Genomic DNA, 18,671 nt, shown 5'->3' on the forward strand with positions numbered 1-18,671 from the left:
TAAATTTGCAAATTTTATTATTAATGTGACCGCTATAATATATTCAATTCGCAATGAAAAAATAGAGACCCAGTAAACTAGATCTCTATAATGATAGTTAAATAATGCTCAGATTATTTTTTAGTACCACCAAAGGCAGTATCATATTGGTTATTTTCAAATTTAGCATAACCCGCTAAAGCTGAAGCATCTGAACCAAAGAAGTGACCGTTAGTAGAACCATTAGCACCATTTGCTGTTGCAGAACCCTCAAAACTCGCATTAGCATTAATTCTAGCATCTACACCAACAGTTAAGCCTGTTTTTGCAATGGTTCCAGTTAAATTACCTGTATTAAAGTTCGCCGTAAACTCACCGTTTAATAGAGCTTTATTTAACTCACTATTTTGGTTAATACCTTTAACAGAGTAAACAGCGACACCGTTAGTTGGCATTATTTGAGTTTTATTATTACCAGCATAATAAACTACACGAGCAGTATTAGGATTTGCATCTTTTGCGACCCATTCACCAAAGTAAAGTTCTTGAGAACCTACTTGTTTATAAGCAAAGTCACCTAATTTATTATGGAAGCCTGGTACCCAATCTGGCATATTACTCATTTTAAGAACAACCACACCATTGCTATCCACACCACCAAAAGTTTTCATCCACTGCACTTTTTTAGCAACATTTTTTAATGAACTAAAGCTACTCACTTTTGAAGTCACTCCTTCAATCTCAATACCAGGTAAACCACCTGGATCTTGATGGAACCAACCATTATGGAAGGTAGAACCCTGTACTGGCAATTTTAATGCTGCACCTCCATTAGAAATACCTGAGGTTACAGTAGCACTTGCTGTAGTCGCAGCGAAGAGTGAAGTTAATGCCATTACGGCGAAAGTTGCTTTTTGCATAATAATCTCCTATTATGTCTAGTTGTGGATCTTTCCACAGTTACTATTATCCATACTTTCATTATTGATTGTATGGAATTTCTTTTAAGGCAGTAAAATGTATTTGACGATGCTTTTACTGCCTTTCTTTTCTAAAAAATCATTACTGACTTTCTAAAAACGGGCTTTTAGTCCCAATTTAAACGTTCTACCTGGTGCAGGAATCATAGAACGAGTCATTGGATCTAAATAATAACGATCTGTTAAGTTTGTTCCTGTAAATTCAACAGAAAGATTTTTATTTACTTGATACTTAGCATAAGCATCTAAGGTTAATACTGGTTGCCAAGACATTGGACGATTCCAAATACCTTCATTAAGAATTTTTTGCTCCCAAAGTCTATCCTCATCTTTGTTTTTCGCTTTGCTATGATATAACCAGCGTGTACCTAACTCTAATTTACGATCAAAAAATCTTCCGCCAATATTGGCACTAATAGAATATTTTGGTTGTAATTGAGTACGTAAATAACCCCAAGCAAAGCCTCCTGTAATACAGTGTGGAACACGTAATGCAATTGGATCTAATCTTACTGCAGAATCAGGATCACACACTTTATTTTTAAGATGGTATTCCACCCCTAAATCACCAAAATAATCACCATTATCATAACGAGCTTGTAATTCTAATCCCTCTAAGGTACGCTTTTCTAACTGTACAAAACGAAATTCTGTATTACGATCAATCACATTTTTAGTAACATTATGGTAATAACTTAATTTCAAATCTGCCTTAACAGGGGTATCAAAATAATTTCCAAAATTATGCACATAACCAATTTCAATATTTTGTGCCTTTTCAGGTTTTAATTTAGCATCAGGATAAAGAGCAACTGTATCTGCACTTGCCGAAAATCCAATGGTAGTTTCAAATATACTCGGCATACGTGCGTATTGGATATAACGCAAATAGGCTCTTGCATTATCACTTAAAAATGCTGTTGCAGAAAAAGAAGGAGAAAATGCGTGACCACGTTGTTTCCCTACACGAGTTAACTTATCTTTATCTTGTAATTTTTCATAACCTTCATGAATGCGACCACCTTGATATTTATGCTCCATTTTTCCTGTTGCTGGATTTCTTACTAATTTATTTTTAATGGTACCATTATAGAAAGGGTTATCTTCTCGGTGAGTTCGTCCATCTTTACGATAAGGTATATCAACGCCATTATGGTATCTCAATCCAGTTTTTGGATCGACACTACCACTATCTGTACTATATTCTCCCTTTTCGATTTTATTTTTGTCAGTATAAGTAGCCCAATATTCATCATGGCACGCTTGAGTAAATGTTGGACTGCCTGGTGAACTACAACCCAACAACTCCTTTTGTCTTTTATCTATATAGTTCCATTTATCTAGCTCTTCTTTTGTTAAAACCTCATTGAAAGTAAGTCCCAAATGAGTCGCTACTTTTGGTTCTACACCTAACACTTTATGATATAACACGCCTGTTTTTAAGAGTCGTTCTAAATAGTCATCATAAGACCAATATTCATTATAACGACCGCCCGCAGTTAAAACTAACCAGTCTGTTGGGCGATAATTAAAATTAAAAGCAAGATCCCATTCTTGACGATGCCCTACACGTGGAGGACTTTCATAGGTACTGCTTGGATTTGGCAGCTCTTTGAAGTGACTACTGGTTAAACGCTCGGTTTGAAACGCTCCTGAAAGAGTTAAATCTAAATTTTTCGTTAAATGCATTATATTACTAAGATTAAAACCTCGACGAGTATTATAAGCATTCACCTGAGCAGCATTGACATAGCTATATTGTCCCGTAGTATTCGGTCTTTTTGCTATCGCTTCTGCCCCTATTCTTTTCATACATTCAGGATCATATTGTATTTGATGATGTGGATCGACATTAGGATCATATCCTCTCCAACACATCATCGCCTGACCAAACCAATCCCAATCTATTTCATCTCTTGTTTTAGCTCCTGGCTCTCGAGGATTACCACCAGAAGTATTAGTATCACTCACTGTTTTGGTATACCAAACTCCCGCTTTAAAATTAATATAATGATTATCTGGGTTATAGCTATAATCCATATTAAAGGCATTTTGCTTTACTTTAGCCAAAGGCCATTGGGGAATCCAACCTACAAACTTACTAAAATCTAAGCGAGAAGGCATTACTTCTCCATAATTAATTTTAGTTTGGCGATAACCTATTTTTAATTTTTGTTTATCCGTGAAACGTAATGTATTTTTTAATAAAAAAGATTCCATTACACTGGAGGTATTTGGTATTTCAGTATGAGGAGGATAAATAGATGCCGCAAAAGGTAAATTAGGTTCAATTTGTTTCAACTCTCGTCCTGATTTTGGATCAATAACCCCTTCATATTTATGAGCACCACCTTTGCCTGCTAAATAGTTACCTTTACTACGATAGCTGTAAGCACCTAATAAATCAAATTTATCTTCTTTTAAACCGAGGGCAATTCGCATTGCATTATCTTTAAACCATTTTCCTTTCTCTTTAGGTTCCACTAAAGTAACAGAAGAAAAGTCTCCAAAAACATCTGGAGTACCGTGTTTACGATAATCTTTTCCCCATGAAAAATCAGGAATACGTTCTTTTACTGAATTATCACTAGTTTCTACAATTACTTCCGCACCAAATTTATTACCTTCTTTAACAATATCATCAGCATCAATGGTACGCATTTTAACCGCACCTCCAATACCTGATTGATTACCTGATGCAATTGCGGGTCCTTTTTCTACTGTAATCCCAGCAATTAAATTAGGATCCAAATAGTTACGGTTATTAGCGCCATTGTAACCACGCCAAGTAGTCAGTGCCTGCTCCGTGCCATCAACCGTAACAGGGATTCTTCCTTGCCCTTGAATACCACGAATATTTGGATCAACTGCACCACTATTTCGTGCATCACCACTATACACACCATTAAATTCTTGAAAGAGATCCGCTGGAGCCGCACCTTTATAGCGCTCAACAGTTTCTTTATCGGCATACATATTGGTAATATCACGTAAATAAACTTCATCTTTTTTTTGTTCATCGATACTTTCTGCTTTATCTGTAACAGTTATTGTACCTAGTGTTGATAATTGACTATCAAGAAGATCAACAGCTTGCGCTGAAGAACTTACCACAATAAGAGCAGTTGATATCAAATTCAAACACACTTTATTTTTCATTTAAGCTTTCCTTTTAAAATAAACTACTAAATTAGGGAAGCAAAAATTATCATAAATGCGAATTATTATCAATACAATTAAATCGTTTTTTATCACAAAAATTGGGTTAATTTTAGAAGGAATAAAAAAGCATCAAATTTCGTTCAAAACAACCACTTTTTGTGATGATATTTATCCAAAATAACCTTTATTATTAAATGGATAATGTGAATTTGACGATATTTTTATAAAGATAAGAAAGAAAAGTTTTTGGTACTCAAAAATATAATTTTGTACCAAAAATAAGCTTATAATAGTGTGAAAAATACCACTATATAGATAGGAAAAGGTAACCTACAGAAGGTCATTTATTTAAACAAACAAGCGGTCACATTAAGACTAAAATTTGCAAATTTTAGTCTTCATATTCATCAAGCCATTTTAATAAAATAGACTCTAAAATTTTCTCATTCGACTTTTGTGGATCATCATCAAAACCCTCTAACTCACAAATCCATTGATGCATATCCGTAAAACGTACCGTTGTTGGATCTAAATCAGGGTTTCGATCATAAAGTTCAATTGCAATATCCTGCGTATCTTGCCAAGTTAATTTCATCATTACTCCTAGTCTAGTGCTCTGCTTCTTTAGCGTGATTTAAGGTATATTTGGGAATTTCAACCACTAGGTCTTCATCACCCACAACACACTGACAACCTAAACGACTATCCATTTCCAAGCCCCACGCTTTATCTAGCATATCTTCTTCAAGATCGGTCGCTTCATTTAATGAATCAAAACCTTCACGAATAATCACGTGACAAGTGGTACAAGCACAAGATTTTTCACAAGCGTGATCCACTTCTATATGTTTATCTAACATTAAATTCAATAAATTATCACCTTCTTTAGCTTCAATCACATCACCTTCTGGGCAAAGCTCTTCGTGGGGTAAAACAACTATTTTTGGCATTTTCTTTCCTTTTATTATTCAACTTCATTAACAAATTTACCTGTTAATGCTTTATTCACTGATGCATTCATTCTTCGTGCAGCAAATTCTTGCGTGGCTAAATCGACTTTTTTAATTCCTTGAGCAATCAAACTACGATCCTCACCCTGCTTAATTTCAACCAATTCTGCTAACACATTTTCAATTTGATGAAATTCTGCTTCACTTAACAGTTCTGCACCGTTTGCTTTTAATGCGTTAATCACGCTTTCAATCACACGATCCGCCTCTACTCGCTGTTCTGCTAATTCACGAGCCGTAATGTCTTGCTTAGCATTCTCAAAAGACGATTTGATCATTTGAGTGATTTCATCATCACTTAACCCATAAGAGGGTTTAATTTGGATAGCGGCTTGCACTTTAGTGGATTTTTCCATTGCAGTTACACTTAATAATCCATCTGCATCCACTTGATAAGTAACGCGAATATGAGCCGCACCTGCCACCATCGGTGGAATTCCACGCAATGTAAAACGCCCTAATGAGCGACAATCTGCCACTAATTCACGCTCGCCTTGCACCACGTGAACCGTCATTGCGGTCTGACCGTCTTTAAAAGTAGTAAACTCTTGGGCTTTCGCCACAGGAATGGTAGTGTTACGTGGAATAATTTTTTCCACTAATCCGCCCATTGTTTCAATACCCAGTGAAAGTGGTACAACATCAAGTAATAGCATATCCGAATCAGGTTTATTCCCAACCAAAATATCCGCTTGAATTGCTGCGCCAAGTGCCACGACTTTATCAGGATCGATTGATGTTAGCGGTGTTTTTCCAAAGAATGTACCGACTTGCTCACGTACATAAGGGACACGAGTTGAACCACCGACCATCACCACTTGTTGCACTTCATCGTTAGAAATTTGAGCATCTTTTAACGCACGACGACAGGTCATCAATGAGCGTTTTACAAGCGGTGCGATTAGATCAGAAAATTGCAATTTTGATAATTCGCCTTGCCACGCTTTCCAACTAACCATTGCAGTTTCTTTTTCACTTAATGTAATTTTTATTTGGGTTGCAAGGGTTAATAAATCACGTTGTTCGGTGTTATTTTGTGGGGAAAGCTGAGATTGTTCCACGATCCAATTTGCAATCAGATGATCGAAATCATCGCCACCTAATGCGGTATCGCCCCCTGTCGCTAGCACTTCAAATACGCCACGAGATAGACGTAAAATAGAAATATCAAAAGTCCCACCGCCAAGATCATAAACTGCAATCACACCTTCTTGTCCGCTATCTAAACCATAAGCAATGGCTGCTGCAGTGGGTTCATTTAACAAACGTAATACATTTAAACCAGCCAAACGAGCGGCATCTTTGGTGCTTTGACGCTGAGCATCATCAAAATAGGCAGGCACGGTAATCACCACACCTGATAACTCCCCTGCTAGACGTTGTTCTGCAATGCAATTAAGATGACTTAAAATATCACTTGAAATCTCAACAAGGCTTTTATTACCTTGACGGGTTTGTAATAACGGTAGTCCATTCTCGCTTTCTGTAAATTGATAAGGTAATTTAGGGTAACGTTGTTGAATATCACTCAGGCTACGCCCAATCAAACGTTTCACAGAAATCACGGTATTTTGTGGATCGACACTCGCTTTTTCAAAGGCTTCATAGCCAATCAATTTTTTCTCATCCGCATAATGTACGATAGACGGAATTAATGAGCGTTCTTGTTCATCATTTAAAATGGTTGCTTGCCCACTTTGCACACTTGCCACTAACGAATTTGTTGTGCCTAAATCAATTCCCACCGCCAGTTTTGCTTGGTGTGGTTCAACACTTTGACCTGGTTCTGCAATTTGTAATAATGCCATTATTTTCTCTAATCTTTTCTGTATTTACTTTTTAATCTTTATTTTACGGTCGGATATACGGGCTACGCCCTAATGCCGCCCCTACATTTAGCTAACGGAATACGCTCCGCCAAATTTATCGTCTGTTTTAAAAGTGGCTTGGTAATGACGTTCAATCGGCACAACCTGTGAATGACGTTGATTATCGGTTTTAAAAGACAACTCAGGCGTAAAAATTAGCACTTGATTACCGCTTAATCCGCTCACTTGCTGTTGCCAGTTATCCCAAAATAGTCCTTGATAAAAACTATCTAAATCCGCATTTAACGCCCAACCTAAAAATTCTGAATAACCTAAATTTAAGTCTTTCCATTGTTCTGTTACTGGTGAATAATAATGAATTTTGCCTAATCCACCTGCTAAACCACCAGAATTTAATGCAAAATAGCCACCGATAACATCATCTGCGACTAATAAATAGCTCGGTTTTTCACCTGATTCTGCAAAAGTTTTACCATAGTTCCATTCCGTTAATCCTCGATCCATTTTTTTTGATCCTGAACCTAGCAAACGTAACCAACCATTTTTAACTAAAATACCACCTGTTTCAAAAATCACTGCACCCAGCGGTGTACCGATATTTAGTTGCAACGTTAATAACTCTTGTGCTGCTCGTTCATCATCTTTTTCTAAAATCTCAAAACTATTTCTTGTTTGAGCAAACCACGTTTCCAAAATATCCCACGCAGGTTTTGGCACATTAATTAGCTGTTCTAAATCTTGCATTTTAATCCCCACTTATTAAAACTAAAAATTCTCTTTCAATTAGGTTACAACTTGTAACCCAATGACATATTCACGATTAAAATATACTTTTGATTATTAATACTTAAACATCATCACTAGGCACGGTTGCTGAGCCTGTCGAAGCATTAGTGCCTGTTCCTAATATTCCGCCCCTTCGACAAGCTCAGGGAGCTATAATTCTAACAATTCGTAAGACAGGGCATGCCCTGTCTCTACGGTATTATAACTCAAAAATAATCTCTTCTACTCGTTCAATTTCTACATTTAGTTTTTTTATAAAGCGTAGTTTATCACAAAGTGTTTTGGCTTGTTGCCATTGTTTATTTTTTAAAGTAATAGTCAGTTGATGAAGAATATCTTGATGTTGTAGTTCAATTTCAGTGGCGAAAGCGGTCAGATTTTCTTCATTTTTTGCAATTTCTATTTGCTCTAATGTTTCACGCCATTGCATTTGTTGCATTAAAAATTCAATGTCATTATTGCTTTTTTGTTCAATGTTTTGAATTTCATCTGTAGCAATTTCAATTATGGCTTCAGCACGTAAAATCGGATCTTTTAAGGTCTGTAATGCGTCATTAAGTTGTGCGGATTTCTGCATTGCTTGGCGTTGCTCTTGGCTTGTGCCTGTTGCAAAATTATCTGGGTGTAAGGCTTTTTGTAAGGCTAAATAATTTTTTGATAATTTTGCATTATCAATTTCAAATGTTACCGCTAAATCAAATAGTTCAAAAGGATTATTCATTATAATTTTACTCTAAAGGCTATACATAAAAACTTTCACCACAACCACACTCATCTTTTACATTTGGGTTGTTATATTTAAATCCCTCATTTAAGCCTTCTTTGACATAATCTAATTCTGTTCCTTCTAGATGGATAAGGCTTTTAGGATCGATAATAATCTTCACGCCGTGTTGTTCAAACACCTGATCTTCTTCATTTAATTCATCAACAAATTCCAATACATAAGCTAAACCTGAACAACCTGACGTTTTCACACCTAAACGTAAACCGATACCCTTGCCTCGTTTTTCTAAAAATAATTGAACACGGTTTGCGGCAGCTTCCGTTAATGTAATTCCCATTGTTATTCCTTAAAATTCAAATTTTTAGTCAATTTTAATTGCCAACAAGCGGTAAGATTTTGTTAAAAATTTACAAAATCCTACCGCCTTATTTTATACGTTTCATTACATTATGAAATTTAACGTTTTTTCTCTTTATAATCAGAAATTGCTGCTTTGATGGCATCTTCTGCAAGAATTGAACAATGCACTTTTACTGGTGGTAATTCAAGTTCTTGTGCAATATCACTATTCTTAATAGATTGTGCTTCAGCAATAGATTTTCCTTTTACCCATTCAGTAATTAATGAGCTTGAGGCAATTGCACTACCACAACCGTAAGTTTTGAATTTAGCATCTTCAATAATGCCATTATCATCAACTTTGATCTGAAGTTGCATTACATCTCCACAGGCAGGTGCTCCGACCATTCCTGTACCAACGTGGCTATCTTGTTTATCCAAGATACCTACATTACGAGGGTTCTCATAATGATCTATTACTTTATCGCTATATGCCATTTTAATATCCTTTTGTTTAAATTGTTGGTTAATGAGCTGACCATTCAATAGTGCTTAAATCAATACCTTCTTTGTACATATCCCAAAGAGGCGATAATTCACGCAATTTACCGACCGCTTTTTTCACCAATTCAATGGTATAATCAATTTCTTCCTCTGTTGACCAACGCCCTAAAGAGAAACGAATTGAGCTATGAGCTAATTCATCATTACGTCCTAATGCACGCAACACGTAAGAAGGTTCTAAGCTCGCGGAAGTACAAGCGGATCCTGATGAAACGGCTAAATCACGCAAAGACATCATCATTGATTCCCCTTCTACATAGTTAAAACTGATATTTAACAATGAACCGAGACCTTGTTCCATTGAACCGTTGATATAGACCTCTTCCATATCTTTAAATCCATCTAATAAACGATTACGTAGCACAGTTAAGCGTTCCATTTCTGTTGCCATTTCTAACTTAGCAATACGGTATGCTTCGCCCATTCCGACAATTTGGTGTACTGGTAATGTGCCTGAACGCATTCCTCTTTCGTGTCCGCCACCGTGAATTAACGCTTCTAAACGGATACGTGGACGACGTCCTACATATAAACCACCGATGCCTTTTGGTCCATATAATTTATGGCTTGAAAATGACATTAAATCAATATTCATTGCTTTCACATCAACGGGTAATTTACCGACACCTTGTGTGCCATCAACGTGGAATACGATTTTTTTACTACGACAAATTTTACCTATAGTTTCAATATCTTGAATCACACCAATTTCATTATTCACTAACATTATTGATACTAAAATCGTATCTTCACGAATTGCCGCTTCAAGTTTTGCTAAGTCAATCAAACCATTGCTTTCTGGTTCTAAATAAGTAATTTCAAACCCCTCTCGCTCTAGCTGACGGCAAGTATCCAATACTGCTTTATGCTCGGTTTTACAAGTGATGATATGTTTGCCTTTGGTTTGATAGAAATGTGCAGCCCCTTTAATTGCAAGGTTATCTGATTCCGTAGCACCAGAAGTAAACACAATTTCACGTGAATCTGCACCAATTAAATCGGCAATATGATTACGTGCGATATCAACCGCCTCTTCCGCTTCCCAACCGAATTTATGCGAACGAGAGGCTGGATTACCAAAAATTCCGTCTTTGGTCATATATTTCATCATTTCATCTGCGACACGCTGATCCATCGGTGTGGTTGCTGCATAATCCAAATAAATCGGTAATTTCATTTTTGCTCCTAAGTACTAATTAAAAAATGGTATAACCATTTCTATTTATACATTTTTGTTACGTGAATGTTCTAATACTAATTCTTCTATCGAAATGGTATAAAGAAATTCTTCAATTTGATCTTCTAAACGTTCCCACAACGAATGGGTTAAACAAAGAGAGTTTCTACTACAATTTCCACTCCCTTTACATTTAGTGACATCAAGGTTTTCATTCACGGCTCTTACAATCATTCCCACATTAATTTCTGAGACAGTTTTATTTAACTGATATCCCCCACCTGGTCCACGTACACTACACACGATTCCTTTACGACGCAGCTGTCCAAATAATTGCTCCAAATAAGAAAGAGAGATAGCTTGACGCTCCGAAATATCCGATAAACTTACTGGTTTTGACTGACCATATAACGCAATATCAAGAATAGCAGTCACTGCATAGCGACCTTTTGACGTTAACTTCATAAAATACCCCACTTACATATATAAGGTATAATTTTATATACCTGACTATTTTAGTCAAGTAATTTTAACATTAGATTTAATAATTACACTGAAAGGTTTTACAAATTAAAAAGCCCATAATCAAAAATTATGGGCTTAGATTGTAACACAATAACACGAAAGACTAATCGACATTCAAGCTCTGATCAGTGCGACGTGCTTCTGCTTTTGTTTTTTGCTTATTCAGTTGCACTTCCAATTTTTGCTCTACACTATTAATTGCTTTATAAAGATCGTCCTCTTCCGCCTTAGCAAATAAATCACCATTCGGTGTACCAATAGTTACATCTACTTCATAAGATTTGGGCAATTTATGTATCATAAAATGAGGATTAATTAACTGGGTATGCCATTTTCTTAGTTTAGCTAAACGCCCTTCAATATGGCTACGGATGGCTGGAGTGATATCCATTTGTTTACTTGATATATTAATAGTCATAGTACTTTTCCTCTCTATTATTGACCCAGATTGGTCGTTTCAAGATACCTCTAACTTAATTCTTATCTGAAAAAATTTCAAGTATTTAAAAGAAAAAATACATAAAAAACTTAAAAAATTTGAACTAAACAACACTTTTATGCATTTATTGATTATAATCATCCTCCAGTAAGTAAAAATAAACATAAAAATTGAGAAAAAATGAACAATAAAAATAAATCACTCCCTTTTCAAAAAATATTCTTACATCCAAAATACTGGGGATTATGGATAGGATTAGGCTTTTTTCGTTTAGTATTACTGCTTCCTTATCCCCTACTCGTACAAATTGCAAAAGGATTTAGCTACTTATTTAAATTTGCAAAATTTGGAAAGTATCGTACCGCTATAGCAAAACGTAATTTAGAATTATGCTTTCCTGAATATACTCAAAACCAAATAGAACAATTAATTGAAAAAAATATTGAATCTATTGGAATGGCAATTATTGAAACAGGAATGGCGTGGTTTTGGTCGGATAAACGGATTCTAAAATGGTCAAAATTTGAAGGAATAGAACACCTTAAACAAGCTGAAAAAGATCAAAAAGGGATTATTTTAGTTGGCGTACATTTTTTAACCTTAGAGTTAGGAGCAAGAATTATGGGATTACACCATCAAGGTATTGGTGTTTATCGCCCTAATGATAATCCTTTGCTTGATTGGATTCAATTTCGTGGACGAGTGCGTTCTAATAAAGCAATGTTAAACCGCAATGACTTACGAGGAATGATTAAAGCACTGCGTCAAGGAGAGATGATTTGGTATGCACCTGATCACGACTATGGTAGAAAATCTAGCGTATTTGTTCCTTTCTTCAACATAGAAAAAACAGCAACAACAACGGGGACAAGAATGTTACTACGTTCTGCTCCTAATGCCGTGATTATCCCTTTCTCACCAATTCGTAATGCTGATGGAACAGGTTATACATTAACGGTCAGCCCCCCTGTCGATTTCAGTCACTGTACAGATGATATTGACACAGCTACCTTAATGAATAAGGTGGTAGAAAAAGAAATAATGAATGCTCCTGAACAGTATATGTGGCTACATAGACGCTTTAAAACTCGTCCAAATGAAGATGACCCAAGTTTATATGATTAAAATTAGTTTAATGTTCTTTTGTAGCGTAACATCGCAATTGAAATAGAGAATAACCAAAATACTAAAATTGCACCAAATTCTGCTATTAACATCTGCCAACTGGCATCTTTTAGCATTACCCCACGAATAATCCGTAAAAAATGGGTAAGGGGTAAGACTTCTCCTAAATACTGTGCCCAAATTGGCATACCACGAAAAGTAAACATAAAACCTGATAACATTATTGAGGGCAGAAAGAAAAAGAACGTCATTTGTAGTGCTTGTAACTGCGAAGTGGCAATAGTACTAAAAGTAAATCCTAATGTCAGATTAGTAAATAAGAACAGTAATAATCCAGCAATTAAAACAGTTGTATCGCCAATAAAAGGTACATTAAATAGCCACAGAGCAGCACCAATAATCATTAGTGATTGCAATAAACCCACCATAATATATGGAATGACTTTTCCGATCATCACTTCAAATGGGCGAACAGGCATTGCAAGTAAATTTTCCATCGTGCCACGCTCTCGTTCACGTGTCATCGTAATAGCCGTGATCATAATACCTGTCATTGTAATAATAACTCCTAACAACCCCGGAACAACATTAAATCGAGTTTCAAGCTGTGAATTAAAAACATTGTGAACCACAATATTAACAGGTGAAACCGTTGGGGGAATTTGTCGAGGATCATTCATAAAAGGTTGAAGTGCATAAGTAATCATTCCTGAAAAATACGCGCCTACACCACTTGTAGCAGGATCACTGGCATCAATTTCAAGTAATAAAGAAGGTCTCTCCCCACGAACGACTGCTTGAGAAAACCCTGCTGGAATGGAGAGAACATAATTAACTTTACCTGCTTGCAACAAAGCCGTTGTTTTCGAGGCATTTGGCTCTTCGATAACCAAATCAAAATAATCCGAGTGCGTCATAGTCGCAATAATACTTCGAGTAATATCAGTATGTTCCTCACTATGTACCGCAAGTGGTAAATGTTTTGGTTGTAAATTAACCGCATAGCCAAACAAAATCAGTTGGATAACTGGAATCCCAATTAACATACCAAAAGTTAGACGATCACGACGCATTTGTTGCCACTCTTTATACACCATCGCACCAATACGAGCCAATACAGAACGGAAAGAGTTTTTCATCGCTTATCCCCTCCACTGTCTAATTCTAAACTAATAAAAGCATCATCAAGTGTAGGCGTTTCAGACTCCCATTCAAGGTGATGATAAAGACGGTGTAATGCTGTATCAAGCAGATGAGGATCACGGCTCACTACGTGTAATCTACCACCATAAAACGTTGCCCTTTCAATATTAGGATCTGCTTGCAGTATAGGTAAATACTGTCTAACATCATCACCCAAACGACTATGTCGTGCTTGTAAACCTGAACGATAAATAATTTCATCAACTCGTCCTTGCACCAATAGCTGACCATAAGCTAAATAAACAATATGATCACAGCGTTCTGCTTCGTCCATATAATGTGTGGAGACTAAAACAGTAATGTCTTGTAATTGAGAAAAATCGTGGATCATTGCCCAAAATTCTTGTCTTGCTCGTGGATCTACACCAGCAGTTGGTTCATCTAGTAGTAGAAGCTGTGGTCTATGAAGGGTTACTGCTGCCAACGCCAGTCTTTGCTTCCAACCTCCTGATAACGCCGCAGCAAGTTCGTGTTGGCGTAGCGTTAGTCCAAAGGTTTCCATTTGTTCTGCAACTAACTGACGAGCTTTAGGTAAATTATAAAGCTGAGCAACAAACATTAAATTCTCTCGTACCGTTAGATCCTGCCAAAAGCTAAAATGTTGTGTCATATAACCAGTGCGACGCTTAATTTCCCTTGATTGCTGACGAAAATTAAACCCCAAACATTGCCCTTCTCCCTTATCTGCCTGTAGCAGACCACACAATAAACGAATACAAGTTGTTTTACCTGAACCATTAGGACCTAAAAATCCCCAAACACTACCTTTAGGTTGAGCAATAGAGATATTATCTACAGCAACTTTACCATTAAATGATTTACATAAACCTGTTACATCAATTGCAAAATCAGACATCATAAACACTCACTGGTAATCCTACAGGCAAACTTTCTTCATCATTATCAAAATATGCCACCACACGAAATACGAGTTTGGTACGAGTATCTTCACTGTAAATCACAGGAGGTGTAAAGCTCGCTCTATCATCAATTTCACGAATAGTCGCCATTCGTGGCGAAGCACCATCAGCACTCACCATCACTTTATCATTAATTTTCCAATGACTGATTTCCTCTTCTGACACATAAAAGACTACTTTTCGAGCATTTGTAGGTAACAATTTTATGACAACTTGGCCTGCTTGTACCCATTCACCTGTATGACGATAAATTGCACTAATCTCCCCATCTATGCGACTATAAACTTTACGCCGTGCTTGTGCTATTTTAGCCTGTGCTAGCCTCGCCTGTGCCAACGCTAATTGTGATTGTCCACTCATTAATGCCCCATCACGTGCAGAAAGCCGAGCAAGTGCAATGTCCGCATCAATAACGTCAATCTGTTTCTTAAACTCATCAACTTTTATTTGTGAATGTTGTGCTTCAATCAAAGAAATCGATTTTTGTGCCACTAACTTTTTGTTACGCTTAGCATCAATAATAGCTTGAGTAAGTTTAGTTTGTAATACACCACGTTGAGCATTAAATTTAGCGATAACTTCATCACGTTTACCACTTTTTAAATCCATCAATTGCCCTTTTGCAGTATTAACCTGTGCCTGTGCCTGTGCTTTATCCACATCTAACTGCTGTAATTCATCTTCTATAACAAAAGCAAGCTCTTTCGTTGATAAGTGTTCCCCCACACGATGAGGCATTACTTCTAACCAACCTGAACTAGGCGCAGCAATAAATCGATAATCCCCTTCGATATATCCAGTATAATAATGAGCAGTATTTTTGCTAGTTTCACTAAGGTTTGTTGATGATGGGGAAGTTGCTTGAGAGAATGGTGCTATTAATATAAGAGAAATTATACCTAATACAAAAATAAAGGTTAAACTCCATAATGAGCCAGACCATATCCCATATTGATAACTATTTTTTCTATTATCATTAAACATAGAGTTCCTCCATTTTATGGGTATATTTAAGTGAAATAGTTTAATTTTTTACCTGTAACAAATTTTCAATCATCTTGAATTGAGTCATAAATAAGTGCCGTAATGCTTCTTTATCATTTGGTTGATCAGCAAAAAATATTTCCTGCGATAAAATACTAAAGACATAAGGAGCCATAATTAATTTAAACAAACATTCTGCCTGCTCATCATTTCCCAGTTTTTGACTCCAAGCGATCTGCCAAGGTTGAATCACAGATTTACGGTAAAACATAACCATTTCAGGAAAAATTGCTGATTCACTGATTAAAATACGCAATAATTTTGGTAAAGATGTTTCAGTAATGAGAATCACCATTTCATCCGCCATTTGTTCAAACACATCTGATAACGTTTGTGCTTCTTGAAGTTTTATTACCCAATCTTGCATTTTTTCACCAATTTGTTGAGTAATCAACTTACGAAACAATGCTTCTTTATTATCAAAATAGAGATAAATAGTGCCTTTGGAAATACCTGCAACAGTAGCAATTTCTTCCATCTTAGTTGCTTGAAAACCTTTATTAGCAAATAAAGTAAGGGCTGCATCTAAGATGGTTTGCTCTCTAAAAATTTTTCCAGCTTCATTATTTGCTCTTTTCATTACTTACCCTATATCAAAACCATTACTAACTGACTGGTTAGTAATTTAAATAAAACTATTAATATTGTCAATCCATTTACAGTGTTTTATTATCAATTTGTAAATTCTTGGTCTGATGTGACCGCTATATTTTATGTCTAATGATGTTTTGTGGGCGTTTCTATATTGAGCAGTGGGAGGATATACGCAAACAAGTTTGCTAATCCTCCCCTACGATACTTTCTATAAGATGTTGATTTATAATAAATAACTGTAGGGTCAGCATTAGCAAACGTTAGTTTGCGTATATCTGACCGCCACGTACAGGGTGTGAATATTGTCGTAAAATTAAATGCCCCATCAATTTATTTACAGCGTTTCATTATCAATTTGCAAATTATTGGTTTGATGTGACCGCTATATTGGGACATATTATGGATTTTTTCCTATAAAAAACCCAATATTTCCACCGGGTCTTATAACAATTAAGCACCAAACATCGCTGAAATCGACTCTTCATTACTGATTCGACGAATCGCTTCCGCAAGCATTCCTGATAAGGTTAATTGTCTTACCTTACCTAAAGCAAGAATCTCAGGTGTTAAACCGATAGTATCCGTTACCACAACTTCATCTAATGCTGGATTACTTAAATTTTTTGCTGCACTGCCTGAAAAAACAGGGTGAGTTGCATAAGCAAACACACGTTTTGCACCACGCTCTTTCAATGCTTCTGCCGCTTTTCCGAGTGTCCCACCTGTATCGATCATATCATCCACTAAGATACAATCACGATCTTTCACATCACCAATAACATTCATTACTTGTGCAACATTCGCTTTTGGACGACGTTTATCAATAATTGCCATATCAGTGTCATTCAATAATTTTGCTACTGCTCTAGCACGTACAACTCCGCCAATATCTGGTGATACTACCACTGGACGTTCCAAATCTGTTTTCTTTAAAATATCATCAATTAAAATTGGAGAACCAAATACATTATCCACAGGAATATCAAAGAAACCCTGAATTTGCTCTGCGTGCAAATCACAAGTTAATACACGATCTACCCCCACGGTAGAAAGAAAATCTGCTACAACTTTTGCTGTAATTGGAACACGAGCTGAACGCACACGACGATCTTGTCTCGCATAACCAAAATAAGGGATGACCGCTGTAATACGACCAGCAGATGCACGACGAAGGGCATCGATCATAACAACTAATTCCATTAAGTTGTCATTGGTTGGCGCACAAGTGGATTGGACAATAAAAATATCGCCACCTCGTACATTTTCATTAATTTGCACTTGAATTTCACCATCACTGAAACGGCTAACCGTTGCATTTCCTAGCGAAGTATAAAGACGGTTTGCAATTCGGTTTGCAAGTTCAGGAACCGCATTCCCTGCAAAAATTTGAAGATCGGACATTGTGTAAGAACCTCTAGTAGTTTAAAAAAATAAATTCAGTTTTTGATGCAAAGGGGATATATTTTGCCCTCTTGCGATAAAGCCATTCACTCCCTCTGGCTTTAATAAAAAGACTTTCTCTGCTGCTTCTTTAGTATCAAATTCAGCGAAAATACAAGCACCCGTACCTGTAAGCCTAGCTGGTGCATATTGTACCAACCAGTTGATAAGATCTTCAACCTCTGAATAATGATCTTTTACTATTTTTTCGCAATCGTTTTCCCATTTTTTACAGAATAATTGATCTAAAGTAAATTTTGATGTATTTCGAGGAAGATTTGGATCATTAAAAATCACTGCGGTAGAAATATGCACATTCGGTTTTAACACTAGGTACCACTGCTCTTTTGGCTCACAAAATGTCAGTTTTTCCCCTACACTTTCTGCAAAAGCAGCTCTTCCTTGCACAAAAATTGGCACATCAGCCCCTAGACTCAAACCTAAATCAGCTAACTCCTGCAGTGACAGCCCTAATTTCCATAAATGATTTAACCCAACTAAAACCGTTGCCGCATTTGATGAACCGCCACCAACTCCCCCACCCATAGGTAGTCTTTTAGTTACAGTCATTTTTGCCCCTAATTTAGGGTTAGTGTAAGCGGTATGATTTTGTAATAATTTTGCAGCTTTATAAATTAAATTTTGCTCAATAGGAACATTTTCGATCTCATTTAATAATTCAATCTTACCATCTTGAGTTATTTCAATCTCAATCTCATCACCAAAATCTAAAAATTGAAACAACGTTTGTAATTCGTGATAGCCATCCGCTCGTCTACCATTAATATATAAAAATAAATTTAATTTTGCAGGACTGGGTAAAAACAT

The 18,671-nt window shown here is 36.3% G+C and carries 19 protein-coding genes; 1 reads left to right on the top strand and 18 read right to left on the bottom strand.

Annotation, left to right across the window (positions count from 1 at the left end; all coding sequences use genetic code 11):
• Positions 1–113 precede the first annotated feature (113 nt).
• From A6B44_RS05700 to hpf, 12 genes are all read right to left on the bottom strand, one after another.
• A complete protein-coding gene (locus tag A6B44_RS05700) occupies positions 114–899 on the bottom strand; it encodes a Slam-dependent surface lipoprotein (protein WP_090922321.1) in 786 nt (261 codons plus the stop codon).
• Positions 900–1,052: 153 nt separating this feature from the next.
• Entirely contained in the window at positions 1,053–4,118 is a 3,066-nt protein-coding gene (locus tag A6B44_RS05705; protein ID WP_090922323.1) for a TonB-dependent receptor domain-containing protein, read from the bottom strand.
• A gap of 394 nt (positions 4,119–4,512) precedes the next feature.
• Positions 4,513–4,716 carry a Fe-S cluster assembly protein IscX gene (iscX, locus tag A6B44_RS05710; RefSeq protein ID WP_090922325.1) on the bottom strand — a complete coding sequence of 68 codons (204 nt, stop codon included), beginning with the start codon at positions 4,714–4,716 and terminating at the stop codon, positions 4,513–4,515.
• Between the two features lie 13 nt (positions 4,717–4,729).
• Complete coding sequence (fdx, locus tag A6B44_RS05715; RefSeq protein ID WP_090922327.1) at positions 4,730–5,071, bottom strand: ISC system 2Fe-2S type ferredoxin; 342 nt, start codon at positions 5,069–5,071, stop codon at positions 4,730–4,732.
• A gap of 14 nt (positions 5,072–5,085) precedes the next feature.
• The gene (gene hscA, locus A6B44_RS05720; protein ID WP_090922329.1) at positions 5,086–6,939 is read right to left on the bottom strand and encodes a Fe-S protein assembly chaperone HscA; all 1,854 of its coding nucleotides are present in this window, start codon (positions 6,937–6,939) and stop codon (positions 5,086–5,088) included.
• Between the two features lie 87 nt (positions 6,940–7,026).
• Complete coding sequence (locus A6B44_RS05725; RefSeq protein ID WP_090922331.1) at positions 7,027–7,704, bottom strand: DUF2625 family protein; 678 nt, start codon at positions 7,702–7,704, stop codon at positions 7,027–7,029.
• Between the two features lie 241 nt (positions 7,705–7,945).
• On the bottom strand, positions 7,946–8,467 hold the full coding sequence (gene hscB / locus A6B44_RS05730) for a Fe-S protein assembly co-chaperone HscB (protein WP_090922333.1): 522 nt from the start codon (positions 8,465–8,467) through the stop codon (positions 7,946–7,948).
• A 19-nt stretch (positions 8,468–8,486) separates the two neighbouring features.
• A complete protein-coding gene (gene iscA / locus A6B44_RS05735; RefSeq protein WP_090922336.1) occupies positions 8,487–8,810 on the bottom strand; it encodes an iron-sulfur cluster assembly protein IscA in 324 nt (107 codons plus the stop codon).
• Between the two features lie 119 nt (positions 8,811–8,929).
• A complete protein-coding gene (gene iscU / locus A6B44_RS05740) occupies positions 8,930–9,310 on the bottom strand; it encodes a Fe-S cluster assembly scaffold IscU (RefSeq protein WP_090922338.1) in 381 nt (126 codons plus the stop codon).
• A gap of 28 nt (positions 9,311–9,338) precedes the next feature.
• Complete coding sequence (locus A6B44_RS05745) at positions 9,339–10,553, bottom strand: IscS subfamily cysteine desulfurase (protein WP_090922340.1); 1,215 nt, start codon at positions 10,551–10,553, stop codon at positions 9,339–9,341.
• Between the two features lie 45 nt (positions 10,554–10,598).
• The gene (locus A6B44_RS05750; RefSeq protein WP_090922342.1) at positions 10,599–11,018 is read right to left on the bottom strand and encodes an Rrf2 family transcriptional regulator; all 420 of its coding nucleotides are present in this window, start codon (positions 11,016–11,018) and stop codon (positions 10,599–10,601) included.
• 163 nt (positions 11,019–11,181) lie between these two features.
• Positions 11,182–11,496 (bottom strand): ribosome hibernation-promoting factor, HPF/YfiA family, encoded by a 315-nt coding sequence (hpf, locus tag A6B44_RS05755; protein WP_090922344.1) that lies wholly within the window; start codon positions 11,494–11,496, stop codon positions 11,182–11,184.
• Positions 11,497–11,697: 201 nt separating this feature from the next.
• Here hpf and lpxL point away from each other — a divergent pair, with 201 nt between their 5' ends.
• Complete coding sequence (gene lpxL, locus A6B44_RS05760; RefSeq protein ID WP_090922346.1) at positions 11,698–12,642, top strand: LpxL/LpxP family Kdo(2)-lipid IV(A) lauroyl/palmitoleoyl acyltransferase; 945 nt, start codon at positions 11,698–11,700, stop codon at positions 12,640–12,642.
• 2 nt (positions 12,643–12,644) lie between these two features.
• On the opposite strand, the gene A6B44_RS05765 is transcribed toward lpxL, so the two are convergent.
• From A6B44_RS05765 to ispE, 6 genes are all read right to left on the bottom strand, one after another.
• The gene (locus tag A6B44_RS05765) at positions 12,645–13,781 is read right to left on the bottom strand and encodes an ABC transporter permease (RefSeq protein ID WP_176673486.1); all 1,137 of its coding nucleotides are present in this window, start codon (positions 13,779–13,781) and stop codon (positions 12,645–12,647) included.
• Entirely contained in the window at positions 13,778–14,701 is a 924-nt protein-coding gene (locus tag A6B44_RS05770; RefSeq protein ID WP_090922397.1) for an ABC transporter ATP-binding protein, read from the bottom strand. Before A6B44_RS05770 ends, A6B44_RS05765 begins: the two co-directional genes overlap by 4 nt.
• Complete coding sequence (locus A6B44_RS05775; RefSeq protein ID WP_090922348.1) at positions 14,694–15,749, bottom strand: HlyD family secretion protein; 1,056 nt, start codon at positions 15,747–15,749, stop codon at positions 14,694–14,696. Before A6B44_RS05775 ends, A6B44_RS05770 begins: the two co-directional genes overlap by 8 nt.
• 40 nt (positions 15,750–15,789) lie before the next feature.
• Positions 15,790–16,389 carry a TetR/AcrR family transcriptional regulator gene (locus A6B44_RS05780; protein WP_090922350.1) on the bottom strand — a complete coding sequence of 200 codons (600 nt, stop codon included), beginning with the start codon at positions 16,387–16,389 and terminating at the stop codon, positions 15,790–15,792.
• 464 nt (positions 16,390–16,853) lie between these two features.
• Positions 16,854–17,804 (bottom strand): ribose-phosphate pyrophosphokinase, encoded by a 951-nt coding sequence (locus A6B44_RS05785; protein WP_090922352.1) that lies wholly within the window; start codon positions 17,802–17,804, stop codon positions 16,854–16,856.
• A 21-nt stretch (positions 17,805–17,825) separates the two neighbouring features.
• Positions 17,826–18,671 (bottom strand): 4-(cytidine 5'-diphospho)-2-C-methyl-D-erythritol kinase, encoded by an 846-nt coding sequence (gene ispE, locus A6B44_RS05790; RefSeq protein ID WP_090922354.1) that lies wholly within the window; start codon positions 18,669–18,671, stop codon positions 17,826–17,828.

It is taken from the genome of Pasteurella skyensis (assembly GCF_013377295.1).
Classification (GTDB): domain Bacteria; phylum Pseudomonadota; class Gammaproteobacteria; order Enterobacterales; family Pasteurellaceae; genus Phocoenobacter; species Phocoenobacter skyensis.

What these genes read in the sequence shown, in the direction of transcription:
- ispE (WP_090922354.1), bottom strand. Translation starts at nt 18,671, where the DNA reads ATGTTTTTACCCAGTCCTGCAAAATTAAATTTATTTTTATATATTAAT.
- hpf (WP_090922344.1), bottom strand. Translation starts at nt 11,496, where the DNA reads ATGACTATTAATATATCAAGTAAACAAATGGATATCACTCCAGCCATC.
- lpxL (WP_090922346.1), top strand. Translation starts at nt 11,698, where the DNA reads ATGAACAATAAAAATAAATCACTCCCTTTTCAAAAAATATTCTTACAT.
- fdx (WP_090922327.1), bottom strand. Translation starts at nt 5,071, where the DNA reads ATGCCAAAAATAGTTGTTTTACCCCACGAAGAGCTTTGCCCAGAAGGT.
- iscU (WP_090922338.1), bottom strand. Translation starts at nt 9,310, where the DNA reads ATGGCATATAGCGATAAAGTAATAGATCATTATGAGAACCCTCGTAAT.
- A6B44_RS05785 (WP_090922352.1), bottom strand. Translation starts at nt 17,804, where the DNA reads ATGTCCGATCTTCAAATTTTTGCAGGGAATGCGGTTCCTGAACTTGCA.
- A6B44_RS05780 (WP_090922350.1), bottom strand. Translation starts at nt 16,389, where the DNA reads ATGAAAAGAGCAAATAATGAAGCTGGAAAAATTTTTAGAGAGCAAACC.
- A6B44_RS05745 (WP_090922340.1), bottom strand. Translation starts at nt 10,553, where the DNA reads ATGAAATTACCGATTTATTTGGATTATGCAGCAACCACACCGATGGAT.
- A6B44_RS05700 (WP_090922321.1), bottom strand. Translation starts at nt 899, where the DNA reads ATGCAAAAAGCAACTTTCGCCGTAATGGCATTAACTTCACTCTTCGCT.
- A6B44_RS05750 (WP_090922342.1), bottom strand. Translation starts at nt 11,018, where the DNA reads ATGAAGTTAACGTCAAAAGGTCGCTATGCAGTGACTGCTATTCTTGAT.
- hscA (WP_090922329.1), bottom strand. Translation starts at nt 6,939, where the DNA reads ATGGCATTATTACAAATTGCAGAACCAGGTCAAAGTGTTGAACCACAC.
- A6B44_RS05775 (WP_090922348.1), bottom strand. Translation starts at nt 15,749, where the DNA reads ATGTTTAATGATAATAGAAAAAATAGTTATCAATATGGGATATGGTCT.
- iscA (WP_090922336.1), bottom strand. Translation starts at nt 8,810, where the DNA reads ATGGGAATTACATTAACGGAAGCTGCCGCAAACCGTGTTCAATTATTT.
- iscX (WP_090922325.1), bottom strand. Translation starts at nt 4,716, where the DNA reads ATGAAATTAACTTGGCAAGATACGCAGGATATTGCAATTGAACTTTAT.
- A6B44_RS05705 (WP_090922323.1), bottom strand. Translation starts at nt 4,118, where the DNA reads ATGAAAAATAAAGTGTGTTTGAATTTGATATCAACTGCTCTTATTGTG.
- hscB (WP_090922333.1), bottom strand. Translation starts at nt 8,467, where the DNA reads ATGAATAATCCTTTTGAACTATTTGATTTAGCGGTAACATTTGAAATT.
- A6B44_RS05765 (WP_176673486.1), bottom strand. Translation starts at nt 13,781, where the DNA reads ATGAAAAACTCTTTCCGTTCTGTATTGGCTCGTATTGGTGCGATGGTG.
- A6B44_RS05725 (WP_090922331.1), bottom strand. Translation starts at nt 7,704, where the DNA reads ATGCAAGATTTAGAACAGCTAATTAATGTGCCAAAACCTGCGTGGGAT.
- A6B44_RS05770 (WP_090922397.1), bottom strand. Translation starts at nt 14,701, where the DNA reads ATGTCTGATTTTGCAATTGATGTAACAGGTTTATGTAAATCATTTAAT.